A 26,011-nucleotide genomic window follows, 5' to 3' on the forward strand; every position below is an offset into this window, starting at 1 on the left:
CCCAAGGGGGACGACGCCCTTGCTGCGGGGCGGCCCTTGCTTGGCGTCCCTGGTAGGGATCGCGCCGGTTTTGAAGGCTGTGGGTTACCCGCAGAGTGTTGTCGACCAAATGCCCGAAAATCGAGCACAGTGAACCACCTCAACGACAGCCTCCCCACCCCCGACCCTTCTGACAGCGCAGCCCAGTTGGCGGCTGCACTGGCGCCTGCTGCGGCGGCCGGGCATTTTGACGAGCTGCGGGGTGCCAGCGTGGCGGACGCCCCCGGTGCTGCCACTGCATCAGTCACTTCCAAATCAATAGCAAACAAGCCAGATATCACTAGCGCCTGGGCCCAATTCTTTGATCAATTGGGGCCCGAGGGCTTCCAGGACCTGGACCGGCGCATGCAGAGCCTGCAGCGCCAGGTGCGCGACAACGGCATCACCTACAACGTCTATGCCGACGCCGACGGCCCGCAGCGGCCCTGGTCGGTGGACCTGTTTCCGCTGATCCTTTCGCAGGGTGACTGGGCACACATCGAGCGCGGCGTGTTGCAGCGCGCCCGCCTGCTCGACCGCGTGATGGCCGACGTCTATGGCCCGCAGGAGCTGCTGCGCAGTGGCCTGCTGCCCAGCGCGCTGGTGCAGGGCCACCCGGGCTACCTGCGCGCCATGCATGGCGTGCAGCCCGTGGGCGGCACCCATTTGCACATCGCGGCGTTCGACATGGCGCGCGACGCGCAGGGCGACTGGTGGGTGGTGACGCAGCGCACGCAGGCACCCTCAGGCCTGGGATACTTGCTGGAGAACCGGCTGCTCATCTCGCGCCTGTTCCCCGAGGCGTTCAGCCAGATGCATGTGCAGCGCCTGGCCGCCACCTACCGCGCACTGCTCGACGGGCTGCGGCAGATGAGCCCGGCGGGGGCGGATGCGCGCATCGTGCTGCTCACGCCCGGCCCGTACAACGAGACCTATTTTGAGCACGCGTACCTGGCGCGCTACCTGGGTCTGACGCTGGTGGAGGGCAACGACCTCACGGTGCGCGACGCGCGCCTGTACCTCAAGACGCTGCACGGCCTGCAGCCGGTGCACGGCATCTTGAAGCGCCTGGACGACGAGTTTCTGGACCCACTGGAGCTGCGCAGCGACTCGCGCCTGGGCGTGCCAGGCCTGCTGCAGGCCATCCGCGCGGGCAATGTGCTGGTGGCCAATGCGCCGGGCTCGGCGTTCCTCGAATCGTCGGCGCTGCTGGGCTTCATGCCCGCGCTGTCGCGCCACCTGCTGGGCGAAGAGCTGGCCCTGCCGTCGCTGCCCACCTGGTGGTGTGGCGAGCGCTCGGCCATGCAGGCGGTGCTGCCGCAGCTCGCGCACAGCGTGATCCGCCCCACCTGGCCCATGGCGCAGCGCGTGCCCGTGCTGGGCGGTGCGCTGTCGGCGCAAGACCTGGCGCAGTGGTCCGCACGCATCGAAGCCCAGGGCGACGAATACACCGTGCAGGCCCACCTGCCGCTGTCGCAAATGCCCACCTGGCGCAGTGACGCCGCAGAGGGTGTGGGCCAGGACGGTGGCCCCATCGCCCCCCGCTCGGTGATGCTGCGCGTGTTTGCGGTGTGCGACGGCCCCGGCTCGTGGCGCGTGCTGCCGGGCGGGCTGGCCCGCCTGGCCCAGGGCGACAGCGGCATTACATCGATGCAGCGCGGCGGCAGCAGCGCCGATGTATGGGTGCAGACCGATGGCCCCGTGGACACCACCACGCTGCTGGCCCACAACCAGGCCGCGCCCGCCGTGGTGCACCGCAGCCGCCAGGTGACCAGCCGCGCGGCCGAAAACCTGTTCTGGCTGGGCCGCTACACCGAGCGCACCGAGAACGTCACGCGCCTGGCGCGCATCACGCTGCAGTGCCTGAACGGCGAGGACCAGACCTCGCAACCGCTGCTGGCTTGGCTGAGCGCCATGGGCGTGAGCCAGGGGCTGGTGCTGCCCACGGTGCCGGCGGCGGGGCAGGCACGGCGCGTGTTCGAGCGCTCGCTGATCGCCGGGCTGACGCAGCCCGCTCAGGTGACCAGCGTGGGCTTCAACCTGCGCGGCATTCTGGGCGCCGCATCGGCCGTGCGCGACCGCCTGTCGCAAGAGCACTGGAACCTCATCGTGCGGGCCGAGGCGGAGTTTTTTGCGCCCCGCACTGGGGCCGAAGACGACGGCGACTATTCGCCGCTGGATGCGCTGCGCCAGCTGGAAGTGCTGAGCGGCCACACCGCCGCCATGACCGGCCAGCAGACCGACCGCATGACCCGCGACGACGGCTGGCGCCTGCTCTCCATTGGCCGCCATCTGGAGCGCCTGGGCTTTCTGGCCTCGGCACTGGAAAGTGGCCTGCAGACCGGCGCCGTGCACGATGAAGGCGGCTTTGAGGCCATGGTGGCGCTGTTTGACAGCACCATCACCTTCCACGCGCAGTACCAGCAGCGGCGCGATATGCCCGCCCTGCTGGACTTGCTGGTGATCGACCGCGACAATCCCCGCTCGCTGGCCTGGGTGGCGCAGACGCTGCGCGGGCGCATCGCCAAGATCGAAGCGGCTGCGGGCACGCCCGGCGAATCCGCCGCCACGGGCATCCCAGAGGCGTCCGAACTGTCGCTGGCAGCCCTGTGCGCGCTAGATGCCGAGGGCCGCCATGCCGCGCTGGAGGATTATCTGGGCCGGTGTGTGCGGGGCGTGATGGGCTTGTCGGATGTGCTGGCCACGCGCTACTTCACGCATTCGGCGGATGCACTTCGGCACAGCGTAGGAGCTTGATATGGGACACCCCCCTGAGGCGCTGCGCGCCTTCCCCCCGCTCTCGCATCGCGATGCGATGCGGGCAGGGGGACGCAGCCTTTGCTGCGGGGCGGCCCTTGCTCGGCCGCCCTCGCCTCGGGCGCGCCGGTTTCGTAGCCTGCGTCTGATTTCAAAGCCTGGATTTTTATGAAACTGCGCGTCATCCACGAAACGGTGTACCACTACACCCCCACGGTGCAGAACGCCCAGCACATGGCCCATCTGCGCCCGCGCACCGGCATGGTGCAGCGCGTGCTGACCCACAGCCTGCAGGTGGACCCCGCCCCAACCCAGTGCAACATGGTGCAGGACGTGTTTGGCAACACCCGCACGTTCTTCAGCCTGCCCTTCACCCACGAGCAACTGCGGGTGCGCGCCGAAAGCCTGCTGGAGACCCTGCCCGTGCCCGCCGCGCCGCCCGGCGAGCCCTGGGATGCCGTGCGCGAGCGCCTGAGCTACCGGCGCGGCCAGCCCTACCACGCGGCCACCGAGTTCAGCTTTGCCTCGCCCTATATCCCCCGGCACGCCGACTTTGTGGCCTATGCCGCCGAGAGCTTTGCACCCGGCCGCCCGCTGATGCAGGCCGCCAGACACCTGATGTCGCGCATCCATGCCGACTTTGCCTACACCGCCAACGCCACCGATGCGGGTACGCCCGCGCTCGAATCGCTGCGGCTGCGCCGGGGCGTGTGCCAGGACTTTGCCCACGTGATGATTGGCTGCCTGCGCAGCCTGGGCCTGGCGGCGCGGTATGTGAGCGGCTACCTGCTGACCGAGCCCCCGCCCGGGCAACCCCGGCTGGTGGGGGCCGATGCCTCGCACGCCTGGGTGTCGGTGTGGTCACCGGCAGCCGACGAAAGTGATGGCGCATCAGACGACAACACCTGGTTTGACCTGGACCCCACCAACGACCGCGCGGCGGGCGAGGACTATGTGACCCTGGCCATCGGCCGCGATTTTTCGGATGTGTCGCCGCTGCGCGGCGTGATCCATGGCGGCGACCACCATGTGCTGCAGGTGGGCGTGACGGTGGAGCCGGTGCCCGCCGCTACGGCCGCTATGGCCGCTGCGCCAGACGCGCCAGATACACCCCTCACACCGCCGCAGGCACCAGAAAGTCCCGGCTGATCCGCGCGCCCAGGTCGTTCACCCGCTCCAGGAACTGGGTGAGGTAGGCATGCAGTCCATGGGTCAGGATTTCATCGATGCGTGCAAACTTGAGGTGCGCCAGCAGCCGCCCCGCGTGCCGCTGGGTCTCGGCCGACTGGCCGCTGCCCAGCATGTCGAGGTTGCCCAGCACCTCTTTCATGCAAGCGTGCAGTGAGCGGGGCATGTCGGCCCGCAGGATCAGCAGCTCGGCCACACGTTCGGGCGTGATCACGTCGCGGTACACCTTGCGGTAGGTCTCGAAGCCCGACACGCTGAGCAGGATGGCGCTCCAGTGGTAGAAGTCGTAGTCTTGGTCCTGTGCTGTGGCCGCGCCCATGAAGTCGCTCTGCACCGCGTGAAACTTCACATCCAGCAGCCGCGCCGTGTTGTCGGCCCGCTCCAGAAAGGTGCCCAGGCGCATGAAATGCAGCGCCTCGTCCTGCAGCATGGTGCCCACCGTCACCCCTCGCGAGAGGTGCGAGCGGAACTTCACCCATTCGAAGAATCGCGCCGGGTCCTGCTCCAGTGCACCGCTGGCGATCAGGCGGTTCACTTCGAGCCAGGTCTGGTTCTGGATCTCCCAGGCCTCGGTGTTGAGCGCACCGCGCACGGCCCGCGCGTTCTCGCGCGCAGCCTGCAGGCAGGCCACGATGGACGACGGGTTGGACGGGTCCTTGACCATGAAGTCGAGCACCTTGGCGGGCGTCACCTCGCCATGCTGGGCGGTGTAGGCGGGCAGCAGCTCGCTGATGGACAGCAAGCCCTGCCAGCCCAGGGTGGCCACCTCGGTCGATTGGGGTAGCAACGCACTCTGGTAGTTGACGTCGAGCATGCGTGCGGTGTTCTCTGCCCTTTCGGTGTACCGGGCCATCCAGAACAAATGATCGGCGGTGCGGCTCAGCATGTGATCTCCTTCTTGGACGAGGGCATAGAACCCCGAGCGTGTTGCACACGCTTGCGGTATTTTTTCGAAAGCCCCGCTGCGCAGGGCTTTTCTGCCCTTTCGGTGTACCGGGCCATCCAGAACAAATGATCGGCGGTGCGGCTCAGCATGTGATCTCCTTCTTGGACGAGGGCAGAGAACCCCGAGCGTGTTGCACACGCTTGCGGTATTTTTTCGAAAGCCCCGCTGCGCAGGGCTTTTCTGCCCGTTCGGTGTAACGGGCCATCCAGAACAAATGATCGGCGGTACGGCTCAGCATGGTCATTCCCTCCCCTGGCGTTGTGTTTGCATTGGTGGTGACGGTATGTGTGCTGCAGCGGGCTGATCGCCCAGCACCCAGGTGTCCTTGGTGCCCCCGCCCTGCGACGAATTGACCACCAGCGACCCCTCCTTGAGCGCCACGCGCGTGAGGCCGCCCGCCACCATCTGCACCTTCTGGCCGCTGAGCACAAAGGGCCGCAGGTCGATGTGGCGGGGCGCAATGCCGCTGTCCACATAGGTGGGGCAGCTGGAGAGGCTCAGCGTGGGCTGGGCGATGTAGCCGTCGGGCTTGGCGATGACTGCGGCGCGGAAGGCCTCGATCTCGGCCCGGGTGGCCGCGGGGCCAATCAGCATGCCGTAGCCACCCGCGCCATGCACCTCCTTCACCACCAGGTCCTTGAGGTTGGCTAGCACGTGCTGCAGGTCGTCCTGCTTGCGGCACATCCAGGTGGGCACGTTCTTCAGGATGGGCTCCTCGCCCAGGTAAAAGCGGATCATCTCCGGCACATAGGGGTAGACGGACTTGTCGTCCGCCACGCCTGTGCCCACGGCGTTGCAGATGGCGACATTGCCGGCCCGGTAGGCGGACATGAGCCCCGCACAACCCAGGGTGGAGGTGGGGCGGAAGACATCGGGATCGAGGAAGTCGTCATCCACCCTGCGGTAAATCACGTCCACCCGCTGCAGCCCGCGCGTGGTACGCATGTACACAAACTGGTCCTTGACCACGAGGTCCTGCCCCTCGACCAGCTCCACGCCCATCTGCTGCGCGAGGAAGGCGTGCTCGAAATAGGCGCTGTTGTACATGCCGGGGGTCAGCACCACCACGGTCGGGTCGGCCGCGCCGGCCGGGGCGCTGGCGCGCAGGGTGTCCAGCAGCAAGTCCGGGTAATGCGCCACCGGTGCCACCTGGTGCTGAGCGAACAGTTCGGGGAACAGCCGCATCATCATCTTGCGGTCTTCGAGCATGTAGCTGACGCCGCTGGGCACGCGCAGGTTGTCTTCCAGCACGTAATACACGCCCTCGCCTGACGCATCCGGTGCCCGCACGATGTCGATGCCGCTGATGTGGGAGTAGATATCGAGCGGCACATGAACGCCGACCATCTCCGGCCGGAACTGGGCGTTGCGCAGGATCTGCTCGGCAGGCACGATGCCTGCGCCCAGGATGTCCTGGCCGTGGTACACGTCGTGGATGAAGCGATTGAGCGCCGTGACCCGCTGCACCAGGCCCCGCTGCATGTGCGCCCATTCCTGCTGTGGAATGATGCGGGGAATCAGGTCGAAGGGGATGAGCCGCTCTGTGCCCGCGCCGTCCTCGTCCTGGGCGCCGTAGACGGCGAAGGTGATGCCCACGCGCCGGAAGATGACCTCGGCCTCGGCGCGCCGCGCCTGCATGGATGCGGCACTCTGGCGCGCCAGCCACTGGGCAAACCGCGCATAGTGGGGCCGTACATCACTGCCCGCCCAGCCTGCCGCACCGCCCAGGCCGGCCAGGGGCAGCCGGGTAACCATCTCGTCGAACTTCTGCATGAGAGCCAATCTCCTGCAAGCCCTCAAGCAAGTTCCAGGCCGTTTTCATGCCCGGCTGGCAGCCACCGTCAATATTTCGGCCGAATCGCTCTCTAGCGCCGGTCTTTATTGGCTGTTTTGCTATTCTTTTTGATACCTTGATTTGCAGCCGGCGAGGGTGGCGGCATGGGTGCCATGGTGGCCACAGGGGCAGGACGCGCGGCCGCTGCACGCACCATGTCGTGCACAAAGCGCAGCTTGGCCAGCACCTCACCCGCCAGCGCGAACGGGTAGGCATCAGGTTGACCCAGGCTGCGCGTAAGGCTGTTGAGCAGCAGCGTCAGCGGCACCAGGTGTTGCACCATGGACTGAAAGTCGGGCGCCGGGCTGGCAAAGGGATCGATGGCGCTGCTGCGCTGCGCGCCATAGATACCGGGAATGGTGACCTCGGTGGCATAGCTGGCCGAGGTTTCCAGCAGGTCGATCATGTGCAGGTAGTGGGCCCAGGTTTCAGCCCAGTCTTCCCAGGGGTGGGCGGCGGCATAGGCACTCACATGGTGGTTGGCCCAGTCACTGCCTTCGTTGCCCTTGGCGTAGTGCGCCTCCAGCGCCGCTGCGTAGTCCTGGCGCTCGTCACCAAACATCTGTCTGAAGTCGTCCAGCCGGCCGCCGTCGCGCACCAGCTGGTCCCAATAGAAGTGGCCGGACTCATGGCGCAGGTGACCGATCAGAGTGCGGTAGGGCTCACCCAGCGCGATGCGGCGGCGCGCGCGTTCGTCGTCGTCCGCCTCGGCCACGTTGAGCGTAATGGTCCCACTGTGGTGGCCCGTCAGCACGGGCGGTCCGCCCGGCACCTCGGCCAAAAACTCGAACACTGGACCGGTACGCCCGGGCGCCGGCTCCAGGCCCAGGCGGGCCAGGCTGTAGAACAGCCGCCGCTTGGCCGCTTCGATCTGCATCCAGCGCCCCATGTTGGCGGGCTCAGACAGGTCGGGCATCACCCGGGTCTGGCGGCACGACACACACAGCTCCGCAAAGTCGTTGGCGGGTATCGCGAAGTTGCAGGCTTGGTGGTCCGTGTGGTTGCGGCACATGCGGTACAGGCGCCCGCTGTAGTGGGCACTGCCCTGCCCCCCTTGGCGGCGCCACAGGCCGGCACCGTCCTGCGGTGCAGGGGCCAGGGCAGCCATGGTCAGCACATCGGGCAAGAAGGCCAGCGCACTGCCGCAATGCAGGCACTGCACGCTATCGAAAAACACCAGATGACCGCAATGGTCGCAATTGAATACCCGCATGGTGTGGAGCTTATACCCCGTGGACCGGAGCAGTGAGGAGGAACAACGCACGGCCCCCCTTTTGCAGCGCCAGGATGGGTCCATGAAAAAAGCAGGCCCCGGGACATGCCCGGAGCCTGCTTCAGGATCGAAGCCACTGCGCCAGGGGCGTGGGGCCCCGGGTGCAGGGCGTCAGCCCTACCGGTCAGGGCCGCACAACGATGCTGTTGCGCACTTCGCGCACATGCTTGGTGTTGCGCGCAATGTTTTCGGCCTGGTTCTTTTCAGCCTGCGACTTGGCAAAGCCCGACAGCTGCACCGTGCCATTGAGCGTTTCCACGCTGATGGAGGTGGCAGACACGTTCTTGTCTTCGGCCATCTTGGCCTTCACGGCGGTGGTGATGCCGGCGTCATCCACATAGGAGCCAACTGTTTGCTGTTCGCGGGCTACCGAGCAACCGGTGGCTGTGACGATGGTGATACCGGCAACTGCGGCAAAAGCGAGGGCACGTGCGTATTTCATGGTGTTTTCCTTGTTCAAGAATGGTTGGGAACGCGGGTGCTGGGACATGTTCAGTCCACCGGTCTGTTGCACCCTCCGCGACCGGCGGACTGTGGGAAAAAGGACAGCGCTGGCGCATAGCCAAGCGCTGCGGGCAAGGCACCGGCGTGCAAACACCGGTGTGCTAGCCCTCAGTATGCATTGCGCCGGCGGGACATCCACATCGCCACGGTGGCCAGCAAAGCCCCCGATGCGGCGGCGATGACCAGCGACTTGCCGGGCTGCTCGGCCACATACTTGCCGGTGACTTCGGCTGCCTGCTGGATCTGACGGCGTGCACGCGCGCTGGTCTCGGCGCAGTAGTCAATGCTGCGAGCAGCCAGGTCCTGTGCACGGGCTGCCAGGTCATCAATCGCCGGGTCGGTCTGGCGGCGCAGGGCGCGCACGCTTTCTTCGGCCTTGTCCAGCGACTGGTCGGCGGCAGCCCGGGTGGTCTGCACTGCGTCCTGCGCGCTTTGCAGCACGTCATCGGCCAGGTTGCGAACACCGTGGGTCACTTTATCGGTAGCGGTCTGAAGGCTCATGGGGAAACTCCTTGGGGTATGGGGTACAGGGGATGCGGGAGGGGGGTGAAGGGCAGCAGTCCAGGCGTTGCGGCCTGACTCACCCCTTTTTCAGGAGCCCCAGCACGAAGGTGACCACAGCCATGATCACGAACACAAAGAACAGAATCTTCGCAATGCCCACGGCACCGGCAGCAATACCGCCAAAACCGAAGAGGGCTGCAATCAGCGCGATCACCAGAAAAACAACTGCGTAGTGCAACATTTCCATCTCCTTATGGGTGGCCGGCTTGCCGGCAGATCGGGTGGCGCCAAAACCTCAACGCCTGGAACCAACTGTAGGTATCTCCCTGTGCCCTGGATGCCGGTGCGCGGCGCGCGCCCATGTCGGCGGCGCAGTGGGCGTCATGTAGGACGGCGCGCACTGGCCGGACCGGTCGGACTGGGCGCACGGTAGCGCGCACAAGCGGCTGCAGCGCAGGCACGCCACAACGGGACGATGGCTTCGGGCAGCATGGCGTGCCCACAGCCCACAGCCCGCAGATGTCGCACGTGGGCCTGCATGCGCTGCGCCACGCAATGCAGGGAATGAGGGAGATGCAGGAAGAGGGCGGCGTATGCCTCAGGCATCGTGTGCAGCGGCGTTGCGGCGCGGCTCTGACGAGGTGCGCGGCAGCGGCAGCACGGCCGACAACAGGGTGCCATTGCCAGGCCGCGAAGTGAGCGTGAGACGCCCGCCCGCTGCCTCGACCCGGTGGCGCATGCCAGCCAAGCCGTGCGAGGTGGGGCGCACGGTGCCAGGGTCGAAACCCACACCATCGTCGCGCACCTGCACCGCCACATGCGTGGGGTAGCCGTGCACCGACACCAGCACCTTGCTGGCCTTGGCGTACTTGCCGATGTTGGTCAGCGCCTCTTGCACCATGCGATACACCGTGAGCTGCGCTGCGTCGGGCAGTGGAACGGCCTCCAGACTGGTCTCAACCTCAATGCCTGCGCGCTCGGCGTATTCACGTGTCAGGATCTCCAGCGCGGCGGTGAGCCCCAGGTTCGACAGCGACGACGGTCGCAGGTCTTCGATGATGCGACGCTTGAGCGCAATGCCGCTGTTGAGCGTTTCGGTGAGGTGCTTGAGGCGCTCGGCAATGTCGGGCGCAGTGGCATCGATCTTGGATTTGAGGCGCGCCACATCCAGCTTGGCAGCCGTCAGCAGCGCGCCCAGCTCGTCGTGCAGTTCCCGCGCCAGATGGCCCCGTTCTTCTTCGCGCACCTCCTGCAAGTGGTTGGCCAATTCGGACAGCGTGGCCGTGCGGTCGCGCACCAGTCCTTCCAGGCGGTCGCGCTCACGCTCCAGCACCTCTTGCTCGCGCAGGTTGACGGTCTGAACCGCCTGCGTCTGGCGCAGGTACATGTAGAACGCCAGCAGGCCAATGGCAGTGACCGTGGCAATGCCGATGCGCGACAGCATCAGCGACTGCTCGATCTGCTCGCGGCCTTGCTGCAGGCGCCGATCGCTGCGGGCGATGAGCTCTTGCGCATGTTGCCGGATCGCCTCCATGTGCTCCTTGCCCACATCCGTGTTCAGAATGAACTTCCACGCATCTTCGTTGCCCTGGCGGCGCAGGCGCAGGCTCAGCTCCATCTCAGCCAGCTTGCGCGATATCTGCCGCGACAACAGTGCAAACTCCTGCATGTCTTCTGGCGAGGCCATGAACTGGGTGCGCAGGCTGTCAAGATTGGTCTGCACCGTGGCTACAGCCTTGTCGTAGGGCTCCAGGTAGGTTTCATTACCCGTGAGCAGATAACCGCGTTGACCGGTCTCTGCATCCAGCATGCTCTGGAGCAACTTGTTCACATCAGACCTTGTGGTCAGCCCCTGGGCCAGTTGCTCCACCGCGTCCTGCGAACGCATGTGACCCGTTTCATTGATGCCCACCAGCACCATGGCCGCCAACAGCGCCATGGGCAGGCTCAAGGCCATCTGTCGGACTTTTGGTAACCAACGCCGGGTGTTTTCTTGGAGATTCATACGCTTATTCTGGATAATGACCCGTTACCTGCCAGGTGCACCAGCCATGCAACGACATGCCGAGCGCCTGGACTTCAATACACACCGGCAGCACCTTTGCTGCCGCCTCGAAAGAAGCATCAATGATCAAGATTGGCATTGTGGATGACCACGCGATTGTTCGTTCCGGGCTGCGGCAGTTCTTGTCCGAGCACGTGGACTTGCGGGTGGAAGGCGAGGCCGCCAACGGCCGCGAGGCCATCGACCTGGTGCGCAACAAGGAAATCGATGTGCTGCTGATGGACCTGTCGATGCCTGGCCAAAGCGGGCTGGACGCGCTGGCCATGCTGCGCGCCAAGGCGCCCGACATGGGCATCCTGATCCTGAGTGGCTACCCTGAAGAACACTACGCGATCAACCTGATCCGCCAGGGTGCCAGTGGTTACCTGAACAAGGAGTGCGAACCGTCGGAGATCGTGGAGGCCATTCGCACCATTGCTCTGGGCCGCCGCTACCTGACGCCTGCCGTGGCCGAACTGCTCGCACAGCAACTCAACCGCAAGGACGATGCGCCACCGCATGAGCAGCTGTCTGAGCGAGAGTTCCAGGTGTTCCTGAAGCTGGCCAAGGGAGAGACGGCGGGCGATATCGCCAAGTCGTTGTCGCTGAGCGTGAAAACGGTGAGTACCTATCGCACACGCCTGATGGAAAAGATGAGCCTCTCGTCCAACAGCGACCTGACCTACTACGCACTCAAAAATCGCCTGATCGACTGACATCCAGGATCTGGCCAGAGCCCGGCGCTGCCGGGCGTAGGCAAGTCTTGCTTTTGCGCTGAAAAAGAAGGAAAAAGAAGCACCCCGACTGCCGCATGCACCCACGCACGCGGCGGCGGGTTGTGTCACTGGGATGCGCCCGATGAGGCGGCTGACACACCGCCGCCGCTACCGGCGTCCAGCCCGTGGGCCGGGCTGCTGTGCTGTACGCAGTAGTCCACCAACGCGTCGATCTCGTTGGATTTGTCAAACACTGCATCCACACCCAGCTGCGCACAGCGCATGCGCACATCCGGCGTGGCGTAATTGCTGAGCACCACCATTTTTTGGCCGGGCCGCCGCGTGCGGCAGGCAGCCAGCACACCCAATCCGCTGCCCTGGCGCAAGAACAGATCCACGATGGCCAAGTCCCATTCCTCAGGGTGCGACGACAACCAGTTCGTACCGTCGTCTTCAGTTTCTGCCACGCCCACCGCTTCTACAGACGCCAACTCCTCCAGAGTTCCGATCAGGTTCTCGCGGATGGTCGCGTTGTCTTCAACAATGTAGGTGCGCAGTTTCACGGGCGGGTCCATGTGTACGGACAGTGCGGGTCACGCTGTCCTAGCCTTGAATTTAAGGCTTCCATGCGCCGGATTCTGCCAGCCACAACACGCTGGCCATGTAGGAAAAATCCTACCGCACAACACACACCTTGCAATGGGTATGGCGCTGAACGCGCATGGTGCTCCACTCCATGGCCCGGCCATCGAGCATCAGCAGCCGCCCCGCCAGCGACTGACCTACGCCCGCTATGAGCTTGAGCGCCTCGGCTGCCTGCATCGCACCCACCACACCCACCAGCGGAGCAAATACACCCATCGTGGAGCAGCGGACTTCTTCAAACTCCGCATCCGGCGGGAAGATGCAGGCATAACAAGGCGACTGCGCATCGCGCGGGTCCACCACCGTGATCTGCCCATCGAACTGGATCACAGCCCCCGCCACCAAGGGTTTGTTGTGACGCACACACGCGGCATTGACCGCCTGGCGGGTCGCATAGTTGTCGCTGCAGTCGAGTACCACTGTGGCATCGCGCACCAGACTGTCGAGAGCCGCCGCATCCACCCGGGCCTGCAGTGCGGTGACCTGCACCTCGGGGTTGATGTCGGCCATGGCCTGCGCCGCCGACTGGACCTTGGGACTGCCCACGCGCGCGGTGGTGTGCGCAATCTGGCGCTGCAGGTTGGTCAGGTCCACCACATCGTCATCGACGAGTGTGATGTGGCCCACACCGGCGGACGCCAAGTACAGCGCAGCGGGCGATCCCAACCCGCCAGCGCCGATGATGAGAGCATGGGCTTCCAACACCCGCTCCTGCCCCTCGATGCCCACCTCGTCGAGCAGGATGTGGCGGGAATAGCGCAGGAGCTGGTCATCGGTCATGGGAAGGCGGGCCTGCAGCGGCCAAAAAATCAACGGTGAAACAGGCGGACATGAAAAAGGCTGGATTCCTCGCGAAATCCAGCCCGGGGTCAGAGCGCGAAAAGCTCAATTCTCTTTCTTTTCTTCCTTGCGCTCTGTCAGCGTCTTGCTGACCAGCACAGGGCGACCCTTGAGCTGATTGAGGGCCTGCACCAGCTGGAAGTCCTTGTCCGAACCGAATTCGGGCACCTTGCGGTCGGCCGCAGGCTTCTTGGCTTCTTCTTCCATGCGCTTGCGGGCTTCCTCACGGGCCTTTTCACGGGCTTCGTCCTTCTTCTCTTCACCCTGGCCGCTGTTCAAGTGCTTGTCCAGATCTGCCTCGCGCATGCGCAAGGCGGCAAAGATGTTGCCCTCTTCCGACTCGTCAATCATCACGTCGGGCACGATACCCTTGGCCTGGATCGACTTGCCACTCGGCGTGTAATAGCGGGCGGTGGTCAGCTTGATGCCCGTGTCAGGCCCCAGCGGACGCACGGTCTGCACCGAGCCCTTGCCGAAGGTCTGGCTGCCCATGATGGTGGCGCGCTTGTGGTCCTGCAGCGCGCCAGCCACGATCTCGCTGGCGGAGGCAGAGCCTTCGTTGACCAGCACCACCAGCGGCACCGCCTTGAGGGACGCGGGAAGGCGTTTGAGCGGATCACCGCCGCCGCGGCGCTGGTAGTAGTCGGGGGCAGCCTTGTAGGTGGCCTTGCTGTCGGCCAGCTGGCCATTGGTGGTGACCACCGTCACGTTCTCGGGCAGGAAAGCCGCAGAAATTGCCACGGCTGCATCCAGCAGGCCGCCGGGGTCGTTGCGCAGGTCCAGCACCAGGCCCTTGAGGTTGGGCTCCTGCTTGTAGACCTCTTCCACCTTGCGCACAAAGTCATCCACCGTGCGCTCCTGGAATTGCGACAGGCGGATCCAGGCGTAACCGGGCTCGATCACCTTGCCCTTGACGGACTGGGTCTTGATCTCTTCGCGCGTGATGGTGACGGGGAACGTGCGGTTCTCGTCCTTGCGGAAGATGGTGAGGGTGACCTTGGTGCTGGGCTCGCCGCGCATGCGCTTGACGGCGTCATTCAGCGCCAGGCCCTTGACGGCGGTTTCGTCAATTTTGGTGATCAGGTCGTTGGTCTTGAGGCCGGCGCGGAAGGCAGGCGAGCCTTCGATGGGTGACACGATCTTGATCAGGCCGTCTTCCTGCGTGATCTCGATGCCCACGCCCACGAAGCGGCCCGAGGTGCCTTCGCGGAATTCCTTGAAGGACTTCTTGTCGAAGTACTGCGAGTGCGGATCCAGGCTGGACACCATGCCCGAGATGGCGTCGGTGATGAGCTTCTTGTCATCGACCGGCTCGACGTAATCGGTCTTGACCAGGCCGAACACGGCGGACAGCTGCTGGATTTCTTCGAGCGGCAACGGCGTCATGGCGCCACGCGCCACCGTTTGCAGTGACACCGTGGTGAGCGCACCCGCCACCACGCCTACCGATACCCATCCTGCAATCTTGAGTTTGTGGCCCATACAACACCTTTTACCGCTTCGAAACCAATATACACCTTGGAAGGGCCAAACCCGCCGCAGTTCCGCATGGATGCTCACTTTGGCGGGGATAAGCGGGGTTTTCCCCGCTCTTTACCTGCGATTTACGCTTTGCCCTGCGATGCCACGGCGGCTGCGGCCTTGGCCGCCGCTTCGGCATCGCCCAGATAGTAGTGACGGATGGGCTTGAGGTCGGCGTCGAGCTCGTATACCAGTGGAATCCCGTTGGGAATGTTCAGACCCACGATGTCGGTCTCGGAGATGTTGTCCAGGTACTTCACCAGCGCGCGGATGGAGTTGCCATGCGCAGCCACCACCACCCGCTTGCCCGAGCGAATGGCGGGCGCCATGGCCTCGTTCCAGAACGGCAGCACGCGGGCCACGGTGTCTTTCAGGCACTCGGTCAAGGGCACGTTCTCGGCAGCCACACCGGCGTAGCGGCGGTCGCCGCGCTCGCTGCGGGGGTCGGTGGCTTCCAGTGCGGGCGGCGGCGTGTCATAGCTGCGGCGCCAGACCAGCACCTGCTCGTCGCCGTATTGCTTGGCCATGTCAGCCTTGTTCAGGCCCTGCAGGGCGCCGTAGTGGCGCTCGTTCAGGCGCCAGTCCTTGACCACTGGCAGCCAGGTGCAGTCCATTTCGTCCAGCGTGTACCAGAGGGTGTGGATGGCGCGCTTGAGCACGCTGGTGAACGCCAGATCGAACTCGTAGCCCTCGGCCTTGAGCAGCTTGCCGGCCGACATGGCCTGTGAAACGCCAGTGGGCGTGAGGTCCACATCGGTCCAGCCGGTAAAGCGGTTTTCAAGGTTCCAGGTGGATTCGCCGTGGCGGATCAGAACGAGCTTGTACATGGTTTCCCCAGGAAAGGCAGGTCAAAAAAATGCGGGCCAAAACCCAGCATTCTAGAATTACGCTGTTCGCCAACCCAAGGAAGCTTCGTGAAATTCATTATTGATAACTGGTATCTGTTCCTCGTTGCACTGGCTTCGGGCAGCATGTTGCTGTGGCCGGTCCTCAAGAACGCCAGTGGCGGTTCGCTGACGCCAGCACGCGCCGTGCAGCTCATCAACCGCGAAAAAGCGGTGGTCATCGACGTGTGCGAAGCCGAGGAATTCGCCACCGGCCACGTGACTGGCGCCAAGAACGTACCCGTGTCCCAGCTCGAAGAGCGCCTGCCCGCCGTGGTCAAGAACAAGGCCCTGCCCGTGGTGCTGGTGTGCGCCAGCGGCGCACGCGCCAACCGCGCCGTCGCCATTGCCAAAAAACTGGGCTACGACAAAGCCCAGGCACTCGCCGGTGGCATGAAGGCCTGGCGAGACGCCAGCCTGCCTGTGGAAAAAGCCTGATCCGCCCCCAGTTATTCGGTCAGCGCTAGTCTTGCGACTGGTTTTTCAGTCCCACAGGAAGAAAGAGGAAGGTTCGCCATGCAACCCGTGAAGATGTACACCACCGCCGTCTGCCCCTATTGCATCCGGGCCAAGCAGATCCTCAAGTCCAAGGGCGTGGAGCAGATCGAGGAGATCCGCATCGACACCGACCCCGCCGCGCGCAGCCACATGATGGAAATCACCGGCCGCCGCACGGTGCCGCAGATCTACATCGGCGACACCCACGTGGGCGGCCACGATGACCTGGTGGCACTGGACAGCCGTGGCGAGCTGATGCCCCTGCTCGGCGCCTGACCGCCTCTGCGGGCGCTGCATAATGCAGCCCCATGTGCCCGCTGCGGGAGCTGCTCCCCGGCGGGTTTTGTTTTGCTAGCAATTTCGTAAGAGCAAAGAGACTTCACCATGGCCGACCAAGAAAACCCCGTGTTCCAGATTCAGCGCGTCTACCTCAAGGACATGTCGCTGGAGCAGCCCAACTCCCCCGCCATCCTGCTCGAACAAGAGCAACCCAGCGTGGACATCCAGCTGGGCGTGGAAGCCACCCCGGTGGCCGAAGGCATCTTTGAAGTGGCTGTGACCGCCACCGTGCAGACCAAGATCAAGGACAAGACCGTGTTCCTGGTCGAAGCCAAGCAAGCCGGCATCTTCGAAATCCGCAACGTGCCCGAAGACCAGATGGGCCCCATCATGGGCATCGCCTGCCCCCAGATCGTGTACCCCTACCTGCGCGGCAATGTGGCCGACGTGATCAACCGCGCTGGCTTCCCGCCCGTGCACCTGGCCGAAATCAACTTCCAGGCCATGTACGAGCAACAGCAAGCCCAGGCCGCAGGCCAAGCCTCGCCCATCATCACGCAGTAAGCATTTACAGGCATTTTTGCCTGTAGTGCTGGATGAATAAGCGCATACAGCTATGAAAATCATAGTATTGGGCGCTGGAGCCTGGGGGACGGCGGTGGCCATGAGTGCTGCCCAGCACCCCGCAGGTCATGCCGTCACCTTGTGGGCGCGTGATGCCGCCCAGGCGGCCCAGATGCAGACGCAGCGGCACAACGCGCGTTACCTGCCCGGTATCACCCTCCCCCCCTCCCTCACGCTGGCCCATGGCGACTTCGCTACGCTGTGGCCAGGAGCCGACCTCGTCATCGTGGCCACACCCATGGCGGCTTTGCGCGGCATGCTGCAGGCCCTGCATGGCTGCGCTGCCCCAGTGGCCTGGCTGTGCAAGGGCTTTGAGGCTGCAACCGCTGGCAATTCCACATCTTTTGGGCTGCTGGCGCATGAAGTACAAGCCCTGGTAGCTCCTGAACTGATAGCAGGCGTGTTTAGCGGCCCCAGCTTTGCGCAAGAAGTGGCGCTAGGCCAGCCCACCGCCCTGGTGGCTGCCAGCCCCCATGCGCAGGTGCGTGATGCGCTGGTCAACGCCTTCCACAGCCCCAGCGTGCGTGTGTATGCCAACGAGGACATCGTGGGCGTGGAGGTGGGTGGCGCGGTGAAGAACGTGCTGGCCATTGCCACCGGCCTGTGCGACGGGCTGGCGCTGGGCCTCAACGCCCGCGCCGCACTCATCACACGCGGCCTGGCCGAGATGACGCGGCTGGGTCTGGCGCTGGGTGCGCGGCCCGACACCTTCATGGGCCTGTCGGGCCTGGGCGACCTGGTGCTGACCGCCACGGGCGACCTGTCGCGCAACCGGCGCGTGGGCATGCTGCTGGCCGAGGGCAAAACCCTGCCGCAGGCCGTCGAGTCGCTGGGCCATGTGGCCGAGGGTGTTTACAGCGCCCGCACGGTGGCGCAGCGGGCAGCAGCGCTGGGGGTGGACATGCCCATCACCCGCGCGGTGGTGGCGCTGCTGGATGGCCAGCTCACCCCGGCCGATGCGGTTGTCACGCTCATGGGGCGCGGGCCGGCCTCTGAGTTGGTGTGACCCCCTACTGATCCCCCAAGACAAAAGGCCCCTGCGGAATTCCACAGGGGCCTTTTGTTTGGCGGAGCCAATGGCATGCGCGCCGGGATGCGGGTTCAGAACACCCCAAACAACATCAGCAGCAGCACAACCGACAGCGGGACGCCAAGTAGCCAGGCAATGAGAGGCATGGGGATCTCCTTGAAAGGGTGAGAAGTTCAGGTGGTTTCACTGTATTTCTCACCCCGGCCGGCCCTTGTCCGGCTTTGCACCCCATGTCCGTAGGCCCTCACCTACCTGGACCTGTGGCAGATCCACCCCACAGCGTAGGAGGCCAGCGCTGCGGCCGGGCTTACAGCCCCAGCTCCAGCGCCAGCAGCTCGTCCACCGTCTGGCGGCGGCGGATCAGGCGGGCCTGGCCGCCGTCCACCAGCACCTCGGCAATCAGCGGACGGGTGTTGTAGTTGGAGGACATGCTGGCGCCGTACGCGCCCGTGTCGTGGATCACCAGCAGGTCACCCACCTGGGCGGCGGGCAGGTCGCGCGGCAGCACCACGCCGCCGTCGCCTTGGGTGAACACGTCGCCCGACTCGCACAGCGGGCCTGCCACCACCGTGGGCTGCTCGGCGGCCGTGGAGCCATCGCGGCGCAGCACGCTCATGGCGTGGTAGCTGCCGTACATGGACGGGCGCATGAGTTCGTTGAAGCCAGTATCGACCAGCACGAAGTTGTTATTGCCCGCGTTCTTAGTGGCGCGCACCTGGCCCAGCAGCACGCCAGATTCGGCCACCAGAAAGCGGCCGGGCTCGATCTCCAGGCCGAGCTTGTGGCCCACGATGGCCTCGGCTTGCTGGCGCGCGGCGTCCCACAGGCCATGGTAATGCTGCGTGTCCACCACCGGGTCACCGCTGCGATAGGGGATGGACAGGCCACCGCCCGCCGAGATGGCGTGCAGGTCATGCCCCGCCGCATGCGCCGTGCGCACCAGGTTGACCATGGCACCGCACACTTCCTGCAGGTGACTGTAATCCACGCCCGAGCCGATGTGCATGTGCAGGCCCACCAGCTTCAGGCCGTGCTGTTTGATCGCGGCCAGCGCCGCAGGCAGGTCGGTGTGCCAGATGCCATGCTTGCTGTGCTCGCCGCCGGTGTTGGTCTTGTTGCTATGACCGTGGCCAAAGCCGGGGTTGATGCGCAGCCACACCGCGTGGCCCGGCGAACGCGCGCCCAGCTGGTGCAGCATGTCGATGGAGCCTGCGTTCACGGGCACACCGTGCTCCACCACGCAGTCGAGCGTGGCGGCGTCGAACAGGTCGGCGGTGAAGACGATCTCCGACGGCCCTTCCACGCCTTTACCCGCCACATAGCCCGCCGCCAGCGCACGCAGGATCTCGCCGCGCGACACGGCATCCACCTTCACGCCCTGCTCGCGCATCAGCTTCAGGATGTGGATGTTGGAGCAGGCCTTTTGCGCAAAACGGATGGTCTCGAAGTTGGACACCTGCGCAATGCGCTGGCGGATGGTCGCCGCGTCATACACCCACAGCGGGGTACCAAACTGGTCGGCCAGGGCCCAGAGCTGGGCGGGGGAGAAAGGGTTGGACATGGGGAGGCTCCAAGGGTACTAAGAGCGGCTAACAAAACTCAGCGAAGCGGTTCTGGCTAGGCGCTGTGTTGCAGGCAGTACGAGCAGTACGACAAGACACAGCAACGACGCCAGAAGAGTTTTTTTAGCCGCTCTCAGCGTGAACGATGCGCGGATGATGCCGCCATCCACGCATTCAGTCGAATGCTTTGATTTACGCCATCCATTCAATATGGATATGCTCTGTGCATGACTGGCATGACCGAGCCCCCACAGAATCACCGTACTACCCACCGCATCACCCACCGCCACATCGAGGTCTTCCGGGCCGTGATGACCGCAGGCAGCGCCACCGGCGCGGCCGACCTGCTGCACAGCTCGCAGCCCACCGTGAGCCGCGAGCTGGCGCGGCTGGAGTCGCTGCTGGGGTACGCGCTGTTCGAGCGCGTGCAGGGCCGCCTGCGCCCCAACGCGCGGGCGCTGGCGCTGTGGGACGAGGTGCAGCGGTCGTGGCAGGGGCTGGAGCGCGTGGTGGACCGGGCCGTGGCGCTGGGCCGGTCGGGGGCCGTGCAGTTGTCGGTGCTGTGCCTGCCCGCGCTGGCCCATGCGCTGCTGCCGGGTGCAGCGGCACGGCTGATGCAGGCGCACACCGAGGCACGCTTGTCCGTCACACCGCAGGAATCGCCCCTGCTCGAAGAATGGATGAGCGCCCAGCGGTTTGATCTGGGCCTGTGCGAACAGACCACCGCCCCGCCGGGCACACGGGCCGAGGTGCTGCTGACCCTGGACGAGGTGGCTGTGCTGCCCGCCCACCACGCTTTGGCACGCAAGCCGGTGCTGCAACTCGGCGACTTCGCCGGTGAATTCTTTGTAAGCCTCTCGGCCGAAGACCCCTACCGCCGCCTGATCGACGCCCGGTTTGCCGAGGCAGGCGTGGAGCGCACCCTGCGCGTGGAGACCCACAGCGCCGCCGCGGTGTGCGCCATGGTCGAGCAAGGCCTGGGCATTGCCATCGTCAACCCGGTCACCGCCCTGGCCGCCGCCAGCGAGCGGCTGGTGCTGCGGCGGCTGGCGTTTTCCATCCCGTTCAGCGTGACGGCGCTGCTGCCGCTGTACCGCCCGCCCCTGCCCGAGGTCGTGCCCATGCTGGAGGCCCTGCGCGCGCAGGCCCAGGCCATTGCAACGCAGCTGCCGCCCGCCATGGGCCGATGCAACAGGATCTATAAACTATGATTTTGATAGCAGTCAAGGCATATCGCACTAGCGCTATCAGCACAAAGAAGCCACACAGGGGATCCTTGCGCGTTTCGGACAGTGTCCTCAGCCGCCCGGCGCTGCCAGGCTGCGCACCTTGACGGCCAGCCGCTCCTCGACCGAAGGCGACACGAACTTGGTCACCTCGCCGCCCAGCACCGCGATCTCGCGCACAAAGGTGCTGCTGATGAACTGGTACTTGTCGCTGGGGGTGAGGAACACGGTTTCGACCTGCGGCATCAGGCTGCGGTTCATGCCCGCGAGCTGGAACTCGTAGTCAAAGTCCGTCACGGCGCGCAGGCCGCGCACCATGGCCTTGCCGCCGCGCGACACCACAAAGTCGCGCAGCAGGCCCGAGAAGGGCTCGACCTGCACCTGGGGATACATCTTCACGGCCTCGCGCACCATGTCGATGCGCTCTTCCAGCGAGAACAGGGTCTTTTTGTGGTGGCCCGCCGCCACGGCCACGATCACACGTTCAAACAACTGGGTGGCTCTGCGCACCACATCTTCATGGCCCAGGGTGATGGGGTCGAAGGTTCCGGGGTACACGGCGAGCACGTTCTGGGCCATGGCTGGTTGTCTCCTGTCTGGCGATTGACGTTGGCCCCGGCCCCCGGGGCGCTCCCCGCAGGGCCCGCCGGGCCGCGTGCGCGCATTATGCAGTGCAGTGCAACATGAACCCGGACACCACATCCGCCCAACCGCCGCATCGTCCACCTGAACGATGCCAGGCGCAGGCTCGCGGCCTACCATGCCCAGCCCTTTCTGCCCCAAGGTAGGCCCCGCCTGTGACCTCCTCCCCCAACGCATCCCCCAGCACCCCCATCAACGACGCGCTGTTCGACACCACCGCCTGCCTCAACTGCGGCGCGGCGCTCACTGGCCCGTTCTGCGCACACTGTGGGCAGAAGAAAGCGGCGCGCATGGGCACCCGCATGATGCGCAAGGAGGCCTGGGAGCGGTTCCGGTGGTTTGAGTGGAGCACCATCCGCAATGCGCTGCGGGTGCTGCCGCAGCCGGGCACCATGGCGCGCGAGTATGTGCTGGGCCAGCGCAAGGACCACCCGCACCCGCTCACGCTGCTGTTCCTGTCCATCGGTTTTTTGCTCATCGTGCTGGGTCACACCGACTACCTGCGGCCCGAGCTGCCCAGCGAGGCCGCGCAGCGTATGTATGCGCTGGTGACTGGGTACTCGAAGTGGTCGTTTTCGCTGGGGGCGGTGGCGGCTTTGGCCAGCATGTGGCTGGTGTTCCGCCGGCGCGGCTACAACACGGCCGAGCTGCTGGCGCTGGCGCTGTACTGCCAGGCGGTGTTCATCGCGCTGCAGATGGTGAACCAGCTGCCCCTGGTGCTGGCGCATTCGCCGGAACTGCTCAAGTGGCACAAGCAGTGGTCGCCCTGGTACATGACGGCGCTGCAGACGCTGATGTTCATGCTGGCGCTGCGGCAGTTCTTTCTGCTGGACCTGCGCCGCGACGCGGGCTGGCTGCTGCTGGCCGGGGCGCTGTTTGCCGGGCTCAAGTGGCAGGCCACCCAGCTCTATGCCCGGGGCGTGGTGGAGCTGGTGCTCTGGCAGATGGGCGGCTGAGCCACCCGGTGTCCGCTGAAAAATGTGAACCAGTTCACGATTGTGTGTCGGAGTGCCACCACATCCTTCACCTGAATGATGCCGCCCTGGCGGCAACGCACCTACGATCCGCCGCAGTTCAACCCATACAGCGAAAAGGAGGCCACCTTGGCCGGTCAGGAGTGGGATATGCAGCGCATGGGGCAGCACCCAGGCATCCCGGGTTTCGAGGCCTTGATGGCCGAAAGCCTGGAGGCCCTGGGCGAGCCCGGCATGGTGGAGCGCCTGCTGCGCCGCCTGGGCGAGGCGCTGGGCAGCCACAAGGTGGTGCTGTTCTGCCCCCTGCCCGGCTCGGACGACCCGCTGGCCGCCTACCAGTGGGGCATGCCCGACGACTTTCTCGCGCGCTACGCCAACCTCATTCAGGGCTGCGACGCCTGGAGCGAGGCGCTGGAACGCCAGCAAGGACAGGCGCTGGCGCGCGGCGGCTCGCTGAGCCAGCAGCTGGTCAGCACCCCGGCGCTGCGGCGGGGTGCGTTTTATGCCGACTACCTGCGGCCCCTGGGCATTGATGCCATGGTCAACAGCATCGTCGAGGCCTCGCCCGAGGTCGGCATGCATGTGCTGGCGATGTACAACGACCTGGGCCAGAGTGAGTTCACACCCGAACAATTCGCCCGCCTGCGCGCCGCCACGCCCTGGGTGCGCAGCCTCATGCGCGCCCAGCGGCGGCTGCAGCAGGCCCAGCGCCACACCAGCGCGCTGGAGCGCACGCTGGACCAGCTGCCCCTGGGCGTGATGCATGTGAACCGCCGGGGCGAACTGCGCTACCTGAACGAACACGCCCGCGCCTGGCTGGGCATTGAAGACGCCTGCCGCATCCTGCTGCGCGGCGCCACCGGCTGGCAGGCGCGCCAGCCACTGCAGCTGGCACAGATCCACCCCGCGCTGATCCCACTGTTGGGCTCCAGCCTGAGTACGCAGACACCGGTCTCTGCCCGGCTGCAGCCCCAGCACCCCGGGGCCCCTGCCACGCTGGTGGCCCTGGCCGCGCCCCTGCGCGGCGGTACGGCCCCCGCCACCGGCGAGGCGCTGGCCCAGTTCATCCTGGTGCCCGAGACGCCCCCGCATGCGGGCGCCACCGTGTCGGTGTGCAGCGCGCTCTACGGCCTCACCCCCGCCGAAGCGGCGCTGCTACCGCTGCTTCTGCAAGGCATGACGCCGCGCGAAATGGCCGATACCCGCCAAGTGAAGATGCCCACGGTGCGATCACAGCTGGCCAGCCTGTATGCCAAGACCGGCACCCGGGGCCAGGCCGAACTGGCCCAGCGTGTGCTGCGCGTGGCGGCCTTGGTGGCGTGACGTTCGTTTCTCTGTTTTTTGTCTCTTTTCATTTTTTGCGCGGCGCAAAGCGCTGCATGAAAGGCCCCAGCCCATGACCTTGTCTCGCCACTCCTTGCCCCACCTGCGCCAACTGCGACCGGTCGCCCTGGCCTGCTGCGCCCTCGTCAGCCTGGCCGTCGGCGGCCTGGCCATGGCCCAAAAGAACGCCGCAGTGGCCAAGCCCAGCAAGGCGCAGCTGGTGGCCGACCTCGCCGCCACACTGCAGGCCTGCTCGTACGACGGCAGCCCACTGGCGTTTTCGCCGCCCGACCTGTCCAAGGGCGGCGGCACCGGCAAGCAGGTGGTGGCCGAGATCATGAAATACACCGGCCTGCCCGCCAACTTTGTGGTGGTGGAAGGCAAGGTGCCCAACGCGGCCGCCGTGATCATGCAAGGGCCCGACCAGGTGCCGCGCCGCGTGATTGCCTACAACCCGGCCTTCATGGGCCAGGTGATTGAGGCCACCAAGTCCAACAACTGGGCGCCCGTGAGCATCATGGCGCACGAGATCGGGCACCACCTCTCGGGCCACACCATCGTGCCCGGCGGCAGCCAGCCGCCCATCGAGCTGGAGTCCGACAAGTTCAGCGGCTTTGTGCTCTACAAGATGGGCGCGCCGCTGGCCGACGCCCAGCGCGCCATTGCCACGCTGATCCCCGAGAAGGACGGCGAAACCCACCCCGGCCGCAGAAAGCGCCTGGCTGCCATCGAGTCGGGCTGGAAGGAAGCCTGCGAGCTGCAGGGCGGCGGGCCGCAGTGCTCCGGCGGGCTGCCGGTGCGCACGGCAGCAGCGGCGCCTGCTGCGCCATCGCCAGCGCAGGCACCCGCCACCCCGGTGGCCAAGGCCCCGGCACCCACGGCTGCGCCCACCCCCACGCCAGCCACCCCTGCGGCCAAGGCGCCAGCCCCGGCCCTGGCAGCTGCCACCGCCGAAACCCTGCCCAAGGCCGACGTGGCCACCATCCCGTCCAAGGGCACGCAGTTCATCTACGACGAGTTCGGCATCCTGGACCCGGCCATCCGAGCGCAGTTTGAAAAGCAGATGTACGAACATGCGCAAAAGACGGGCGTGGAGATCGTTACCCTGCTGGTGAAGGACCTGGACGGCAAGAGCGCCGAGGACTACGCGCACGCCATGATGCGCCAGCTGCGCGTGGGCAAGCTCGACGTGGGCAACGGCGCCGTGCTGGTGGTGGCTCCCGAGCAGAACCAGGCCGCCGCCGTGCTGGGCGCGGGCGTGGCGCTGGAGATGGGCAGCCATGACAAGACCGAGCAGCTCAAGCGCTGGATGAACACCGCCTGGGCGCTGTGCAAGAAAAAGAACGCCTGCGGCAACTGGACCGAGAACCTGATGCTCGCGGCCGACCACATCCGCCGCGACACCAGCCGCGCCGACTGGACCATCGCCTACCAGTCGCTGGGCGACATCCAGAAGGCAGACGCTGCTGAGAACGGCAAGGTCACCAACCCCAACGACAGCAAGGTGTGGCGCAAGATCGTGCGCCTGTCAGGCACCGTGGAAAGCCTGAACCCTCCCTCTGGCAACAAGGCCGCCTGGGTCAACGACGCAAAGGTCCAAAGCGGCAAGCAGCCCGTGCTGCTGCGCAGTGCTGAAGGCCTGACCACCATGCTCTATGTGGACCCGCGCACCGCCGCACTGCAGCCCGGCGGCAAGCTGGAACAGGGCAAAACCTACACGGTCATTGCGCGTGCGGCCGCCCTGTCGTGGAACCCCAAGGACACGCAGTCGCTGGACTTGCTGAGCTACGCCGTCACCGAATAAGCCGCTGTCCCATGTCATCCACCACAGCAACCCTGCTCATTGCAGGTGCCGCCAACCTGCTGCCCACGCTGTTCTTCATGTTCACGGCACTGCTGGGCAGCAACGGCATGAACTCCGCCCAGGGCGGAAAGCTGCTGGGCACCCTGGCCGTGCTGCTGGTGCTGGGCTGGCTCGCCGCGCTGTGGCTGGCCCGCCACCTCGCGCGCTGGAGCCATGCGCGCGGCTGGTCCACTATGGCCAGCGTGGCAGCGGCCAGCGGCGGTGCGGTGATCGCCTTCACCGTGCTGGCGCTGGTGTCCACCCTGGCGGCGCTGCTGTGGGTGGGGGCATGAGCGGACAACGCCGCAACGGATAGACCCAAGCGATCACGCCAGC

27 protein-coding genes are annotated in these 26,011 nt (G+C 65.7%); 12 read left to right on the top strand and 15 right to left on the bottom strand.

Annotation, left to right across the window (positions count from 1 at the left end; translation table 11 throughout):
• The first annotated feature begins 129 nt into the window (after positions 1–129).
• Positions 130–2,775 (top strand): circularly permuted type 2 ATP-grasp protein, encoded by a 2,646-nt coding sequence (locus tag C8C95_RS04585; RefSeq protein ID WP_116747809.1) that lies wholly within the window; start codon positions 130–132, stop codon positions 2,773–2,775.
• Between the two features lie 168 nt (positions 2,776–2,943).
• Positions 2,944–3,924, top strand: coding sequence for a transglutaminase family protein (locus tag C8C95_RS04595; protein ID WP_116747810.1), 981 nt, complete (start codon positions 2,944–2,946; stop codon positions 3,922–3,924).
• Here the strand turns inward: C8C95_RS04595 and C8C95_RS04600 are convergent.
• The 9 genes from C8C95_RS04600 to C8C95_RS23985 form a co-directional block, all read right to left on the bottom strand.
• The gene (locus C8C95_RS04600; RefSeq protein ID WP_116747811.1) at positions 3,890–4,849 is read right to left on the bottom strand and encodes an alpha-E domain-containing protein; all 960 of its coding nucleotides are present in this window, start codon (positions 4,847–4,849) and stop codon (positions 3,890–3,892) included. The two genes, C8C95_RS04595 and C8C95_RS04600, sit on opposite strands and share 35 nt — an antisense overlap.
• A 142-nt stretch (positions 4,850–4,991) precedes the next feature.
• Entirely contained in the window at positions 4,992–5,147 is a 156-nt protein-coding gene (locus tag C8C95_RS04610) for an alpha-E domain-containing protein (protein ID WP_082522527.1), read from the bottom strand.
• 2 nt (positions 5,148–5,149) lie between these two features.
• Complete coding sequence (locus tag C8C95_RS04615) at positions 5,150–6,682, bottom strand: circularly permuted type 2 ATP-grasp protein (RefSeq protein WP_116747813.1); 1,533 nt, start codon at positions 6,680–6,682, stop codon at positions 5,150–5,152.
• A 92-nt stretch (positions 6,683–6,774) separates the two neighbouring features.
• Positions 6,775–7,956 (bottom strand): putative zinc-binding peptidase, encoded by a 1,182-nt coding sequence (locus C8C95_RS04620; protein WP_116747814.1) that lies wholly within the window; start codon positions 7,954–7,956, stop codon positions 6,775–6,777.
• Between the two features lie 184 nt (positions 7,957–8,140).
• Positions 8,141–8,458 (bottom strand): BON domain-containing protein, encoded by a 318-nt coding sequence (locus tag C8C95_RS04625; RefSeq protein ID WP_056066545.1) that lies wholly within the window; start codon positions 8,456–8,458, stop codon positions 8,141–8,143.
• A 170-nt stretch (positions 8,459–8,628) separates the two neighbouring features.
• The gene (locus C8C95_RS04630; RefSeq protein WP_056065917.1) at positions 8,629–9,021 is read right to left on the bottom strand and encodes a hypothetical protein; all 393 of its coding nucleotides are present in this window, start codon (positions 9,019–9,021) and stop codon (positions 8,629–8,631) included.
• A 79-nt stretch (positions 9,022–9,100) separates the two neighbouring features.
• Complete coding sequence (locus C8C95_RS04635) at positions 9,101–9,265, bottom strand: DUF1328 domain-containing protein (protein WP_010463174.1); 165 nt, start codon at positions 9,263–9,265, stop codon at positions 9,101–9,103.
• 357 nt (positions 9,266–9,622) lie between these two features.
• A complete protein-coding gene (locus C8C95_RS04640) occupies positions 9,623–11,029 on the bottom strand; it encodes a CHASE3 domain-containing protein (RefSeq protein ID WP_116747815.1) in 1,407 nt (468 codons plus the stop codon).
• A gap of 4 nt (positions 11,030–11,033) precedes the next feature.
• Positions 11,034–11,159 (bottom strand): hypothetical protein, encoded by a 126-nt coding sequence (locus C8C95_RS23985; RefSeq protein ID WP_279323199.1) that lies wholly within the window; start codon positions 11,157–11,159, stop codon positions 11,034–11,036.
• Here C8C95_RS23985 and C8C95_RS04645 point away from each other — a divergent pair.
• Positions 11,152–11,784 (top strand): response regulator transcription factor, encoded by a 633-nt coding sequence (locus C8C95_RS04645; RefSeq protein WP_056065924.1) that lies wholly within the window; start codon positions 11,152–11,154, stop codon positions 11,782–11,784. The two genes, C8C95_RS23985 and C8C95_RS04645, sit on opposite strands and share 8 nt — an antisense overlap.
• A gap of 125 nt (positions 11,785–11,909) precedes the next feature.
• On the opposite strand, the gene C8C95_RS04650 is transcribed toward C8C95_RS04645, so the two are convergent.
• The 4 genes from C8C95_RS04650 to gpmA all read right to left on the bottom strand — a co-directional run bounded on the left by C8C95_RS04650 (position 11,910) and on the right by gpmA (position 15,617).
• Positions 11,910–12,347, bottom strand: coding sequence for a response regulator (locus tag C8C95_RS04650; protein ID WP_056066548.1), 438 nt, complete (start codon positions 12,345–12,347; stop codon positions 11,910–11,912).
• 112 nt (positions 12,348–12,459) lie between these two features.
• Entirely contained in the window at positions 12,460–13,209 is a 750-nt protein-coding gene (locus tag C8C95_RS04655) for a HesA/MoeB/ThiF family protein (RefSeq protein ID WP_116750138.1), read from the bottom strand.
• 105 nt (positions 13,210–13,314) lie between these two features.
• The gene (locus C8C95_RS04660; protein WP_056065928.1) at positions 13,315–14,751 is read right to left on the bottom strand and encodes a S41 family peptidase; all 1,437 of its coding nucleotides are present in this window, start codon (positions 14,749–14,751) and stop codon (positions 13,315–13,317) included.
• A 122-nt stretch (positions 14,752–14,873) separates the two neighbouring features.
• Positions 14,874–15,617: a 2,3-diphosphoglycerate-dependent phosphoglycerate mutase gene (gene gpmA / locus C8C95_RS04665; protein ID WP_015015479.1), complete on the bottom strand. Its 744-nt coding sequence runs from the start codon at positions 15,615–15,617 to the stop codon at positions 14,874–14,876.
• Positions 15,618–15,704: 87 nt separating this feature from the next.
• Here gpmA and C8C95_RS04670 point away from each other — a divergent pair, with 87 nt between their 5' ends.
• The 4 genes from C8C95_RS04670 (at position 15,705) to C8C95_RS04685 (ending at position 18,081) form a co-directional block, all read left to right on the top strand.
• Positions 15,705–16,112 carry a rhodanese-like domain-containing protein gene (locus C8C95_RS04670; RefSeq protein WP_116747816.1) on the top strand — a complete coding sequence of 136 codons (408 nt, stop codon included), beginning with the start codon at positions 15,705–15,707 and terminating at the stop codon, positions 16,110–16,112.
• Between the two features lie 78 nt (positions 16,113–16,190).
• Positions 16,191–16,448, top strand: a complete 258-nt coding sequence (gene grxC / locus C8C95_RS04675; protein ID WP_015015481.1) for a glutaredoxin 3 — start codon at positions 16,191–16,193, stop codon at positions 16,446–16,448.
• A gap of 108 nt (positions 16,449–16,556) precedes the next feature.
• Entirely contained in the window at positions 16,557–17,015 is a 459-nt protein-coding gene (gene secB / locus C8C95_RS04680) for a protein-export chaperone SecB (protein WP_056065935.1), read from the top strand.
• Between the two features lie 52 nt (positions 17,016–17,067).
• On the top strand, positions 17,068–18,081 hold the full coding sequence (locus tag C8C95_RS04685; RefSeq protein WP_116747817.1) for an NAD(P)H-dependent glycerol-3-phosphate dehydrogenase: 1,014 nt from the start codon (positions 17,068–17,070) through the stop codon (positions 18,079–18,081).
• 331 nt (positions 18,082–18,412) lie between these two features.
• On the opposite strand, the gene lysA is transcribed toward C8C95_RS04685, so the two are convergent.
• A complete protein-coding gene (lysA, locus tag C8C95_RS04690; protein WP_116747818.1) occupies positions 18,413–19,666 on the bottom strand; it encodes a diaminopimelate decarboxylase in 1,254 nt (417 codons plus the stop codon).
• 228 nt (positions 19,667–19,894) lie between these two features.
• Here lysA and C8C95_RS04695 point away from each other — a divergent pair, with 228 nt between their 5' ends.
• Positions 19,895–20,878 carry a LysR family transcriptional regulator gene (locus C8C95_RS04695; protein WP_207780571.1) on the top strand — a complete coding sequence of 328 codons (984 nt, stop codon included), beginning with the start codon at positions 19,895–19,897 and terminating at the stop codon, positions 20,876–20,878.
• An 87-nt stretch (positions 20,879–20,965) separates the two neighbouring features.
• On the opposite strand, the gene coaD is transcribed toward C8C95_RS04695, so the two are convergent.
• Positions 20,966–21,472: a pantetheine-phosphate adenylyltransferase gene (coaD, locus tag C8C95_RS04700; protein WP_015015486.1), complete on the bottom strand. Its 507-nt coding sequence runs from the start codon at positions 21,470–21,472 to the stop codon at positions 20,966–20,968.
• A gap of 218 nt (positions 21,473–21,690) precedes the next feature.
• On the opposite strand from coaD, the gene C8C95_RS04705 reads away from it, so the two are divergent.
• The 4 genes from C8C95_RS04705 to C8C95_RS04720 all read left to right on the top strand — a co-directional run bounded on the left by C8C95_RS04705 (position 21,691) and on the right by C8C95_RS04720 (position 25,968).
• Positions 21,691–22,491, top strand: coding sequence for a DUF3667 domain-containing protein (locus tag C8C95_RS04705; protein WP_116747820.1), 801 nt, complete (start codon positions 21,691–21,693; stop codon positions 22,489–22,491).
• 75 nt (positions 22,492–22,566) lie between these two features.
• Positions 22,567–23,832 (top strand): helix-turn-helix transcriptional regulator, encoded by a 1,266-nt coding sequence (locus tag C8C95_RS04710; protein ID WP_116747821.1) that lies wholly within the window; start codon positions 22,567–22,569, stop codon positions 23,830–23,832.
• Positions 23,833–23,905: 73 nt separating this feature from the next.
• Positions 23,906–25,636, top strand: coding sequence for a TPM domain-containing protein (locus C8C95_RS04715; RefSeq protein WP_165836510.1), 1,731 nt, complete (start codon positions 23,906–23,908; stop codon positions 25,634–25,636).
• Between the two features lie 11 nt (positions 25,637–25,647).
• Positions 25,648–25,968 (top strand): hypothetical protein, encoded by a 321-nt coding sequence (locus tag C8C95_RS04720; protein WP_116747823.1) that lies wholly within the window; start codon positions 25,648–25,650, stop codon positions 25,966–25,968.
• The last annotated feature ends 43 nt before the right edge of the window (positions 25,969–26,011 follow it).

The sequence above is a fragment of the Acidovorax sp. 99 genome (assembly GCF_003096455.1).
Taxonomy (GTDB): Bacteria; Pseudomonadota; Gammaproteobacteria; order Burkholderiales; family Burkholderiaceae_C; genus Acidovorax; species Acidovorax delafieldii.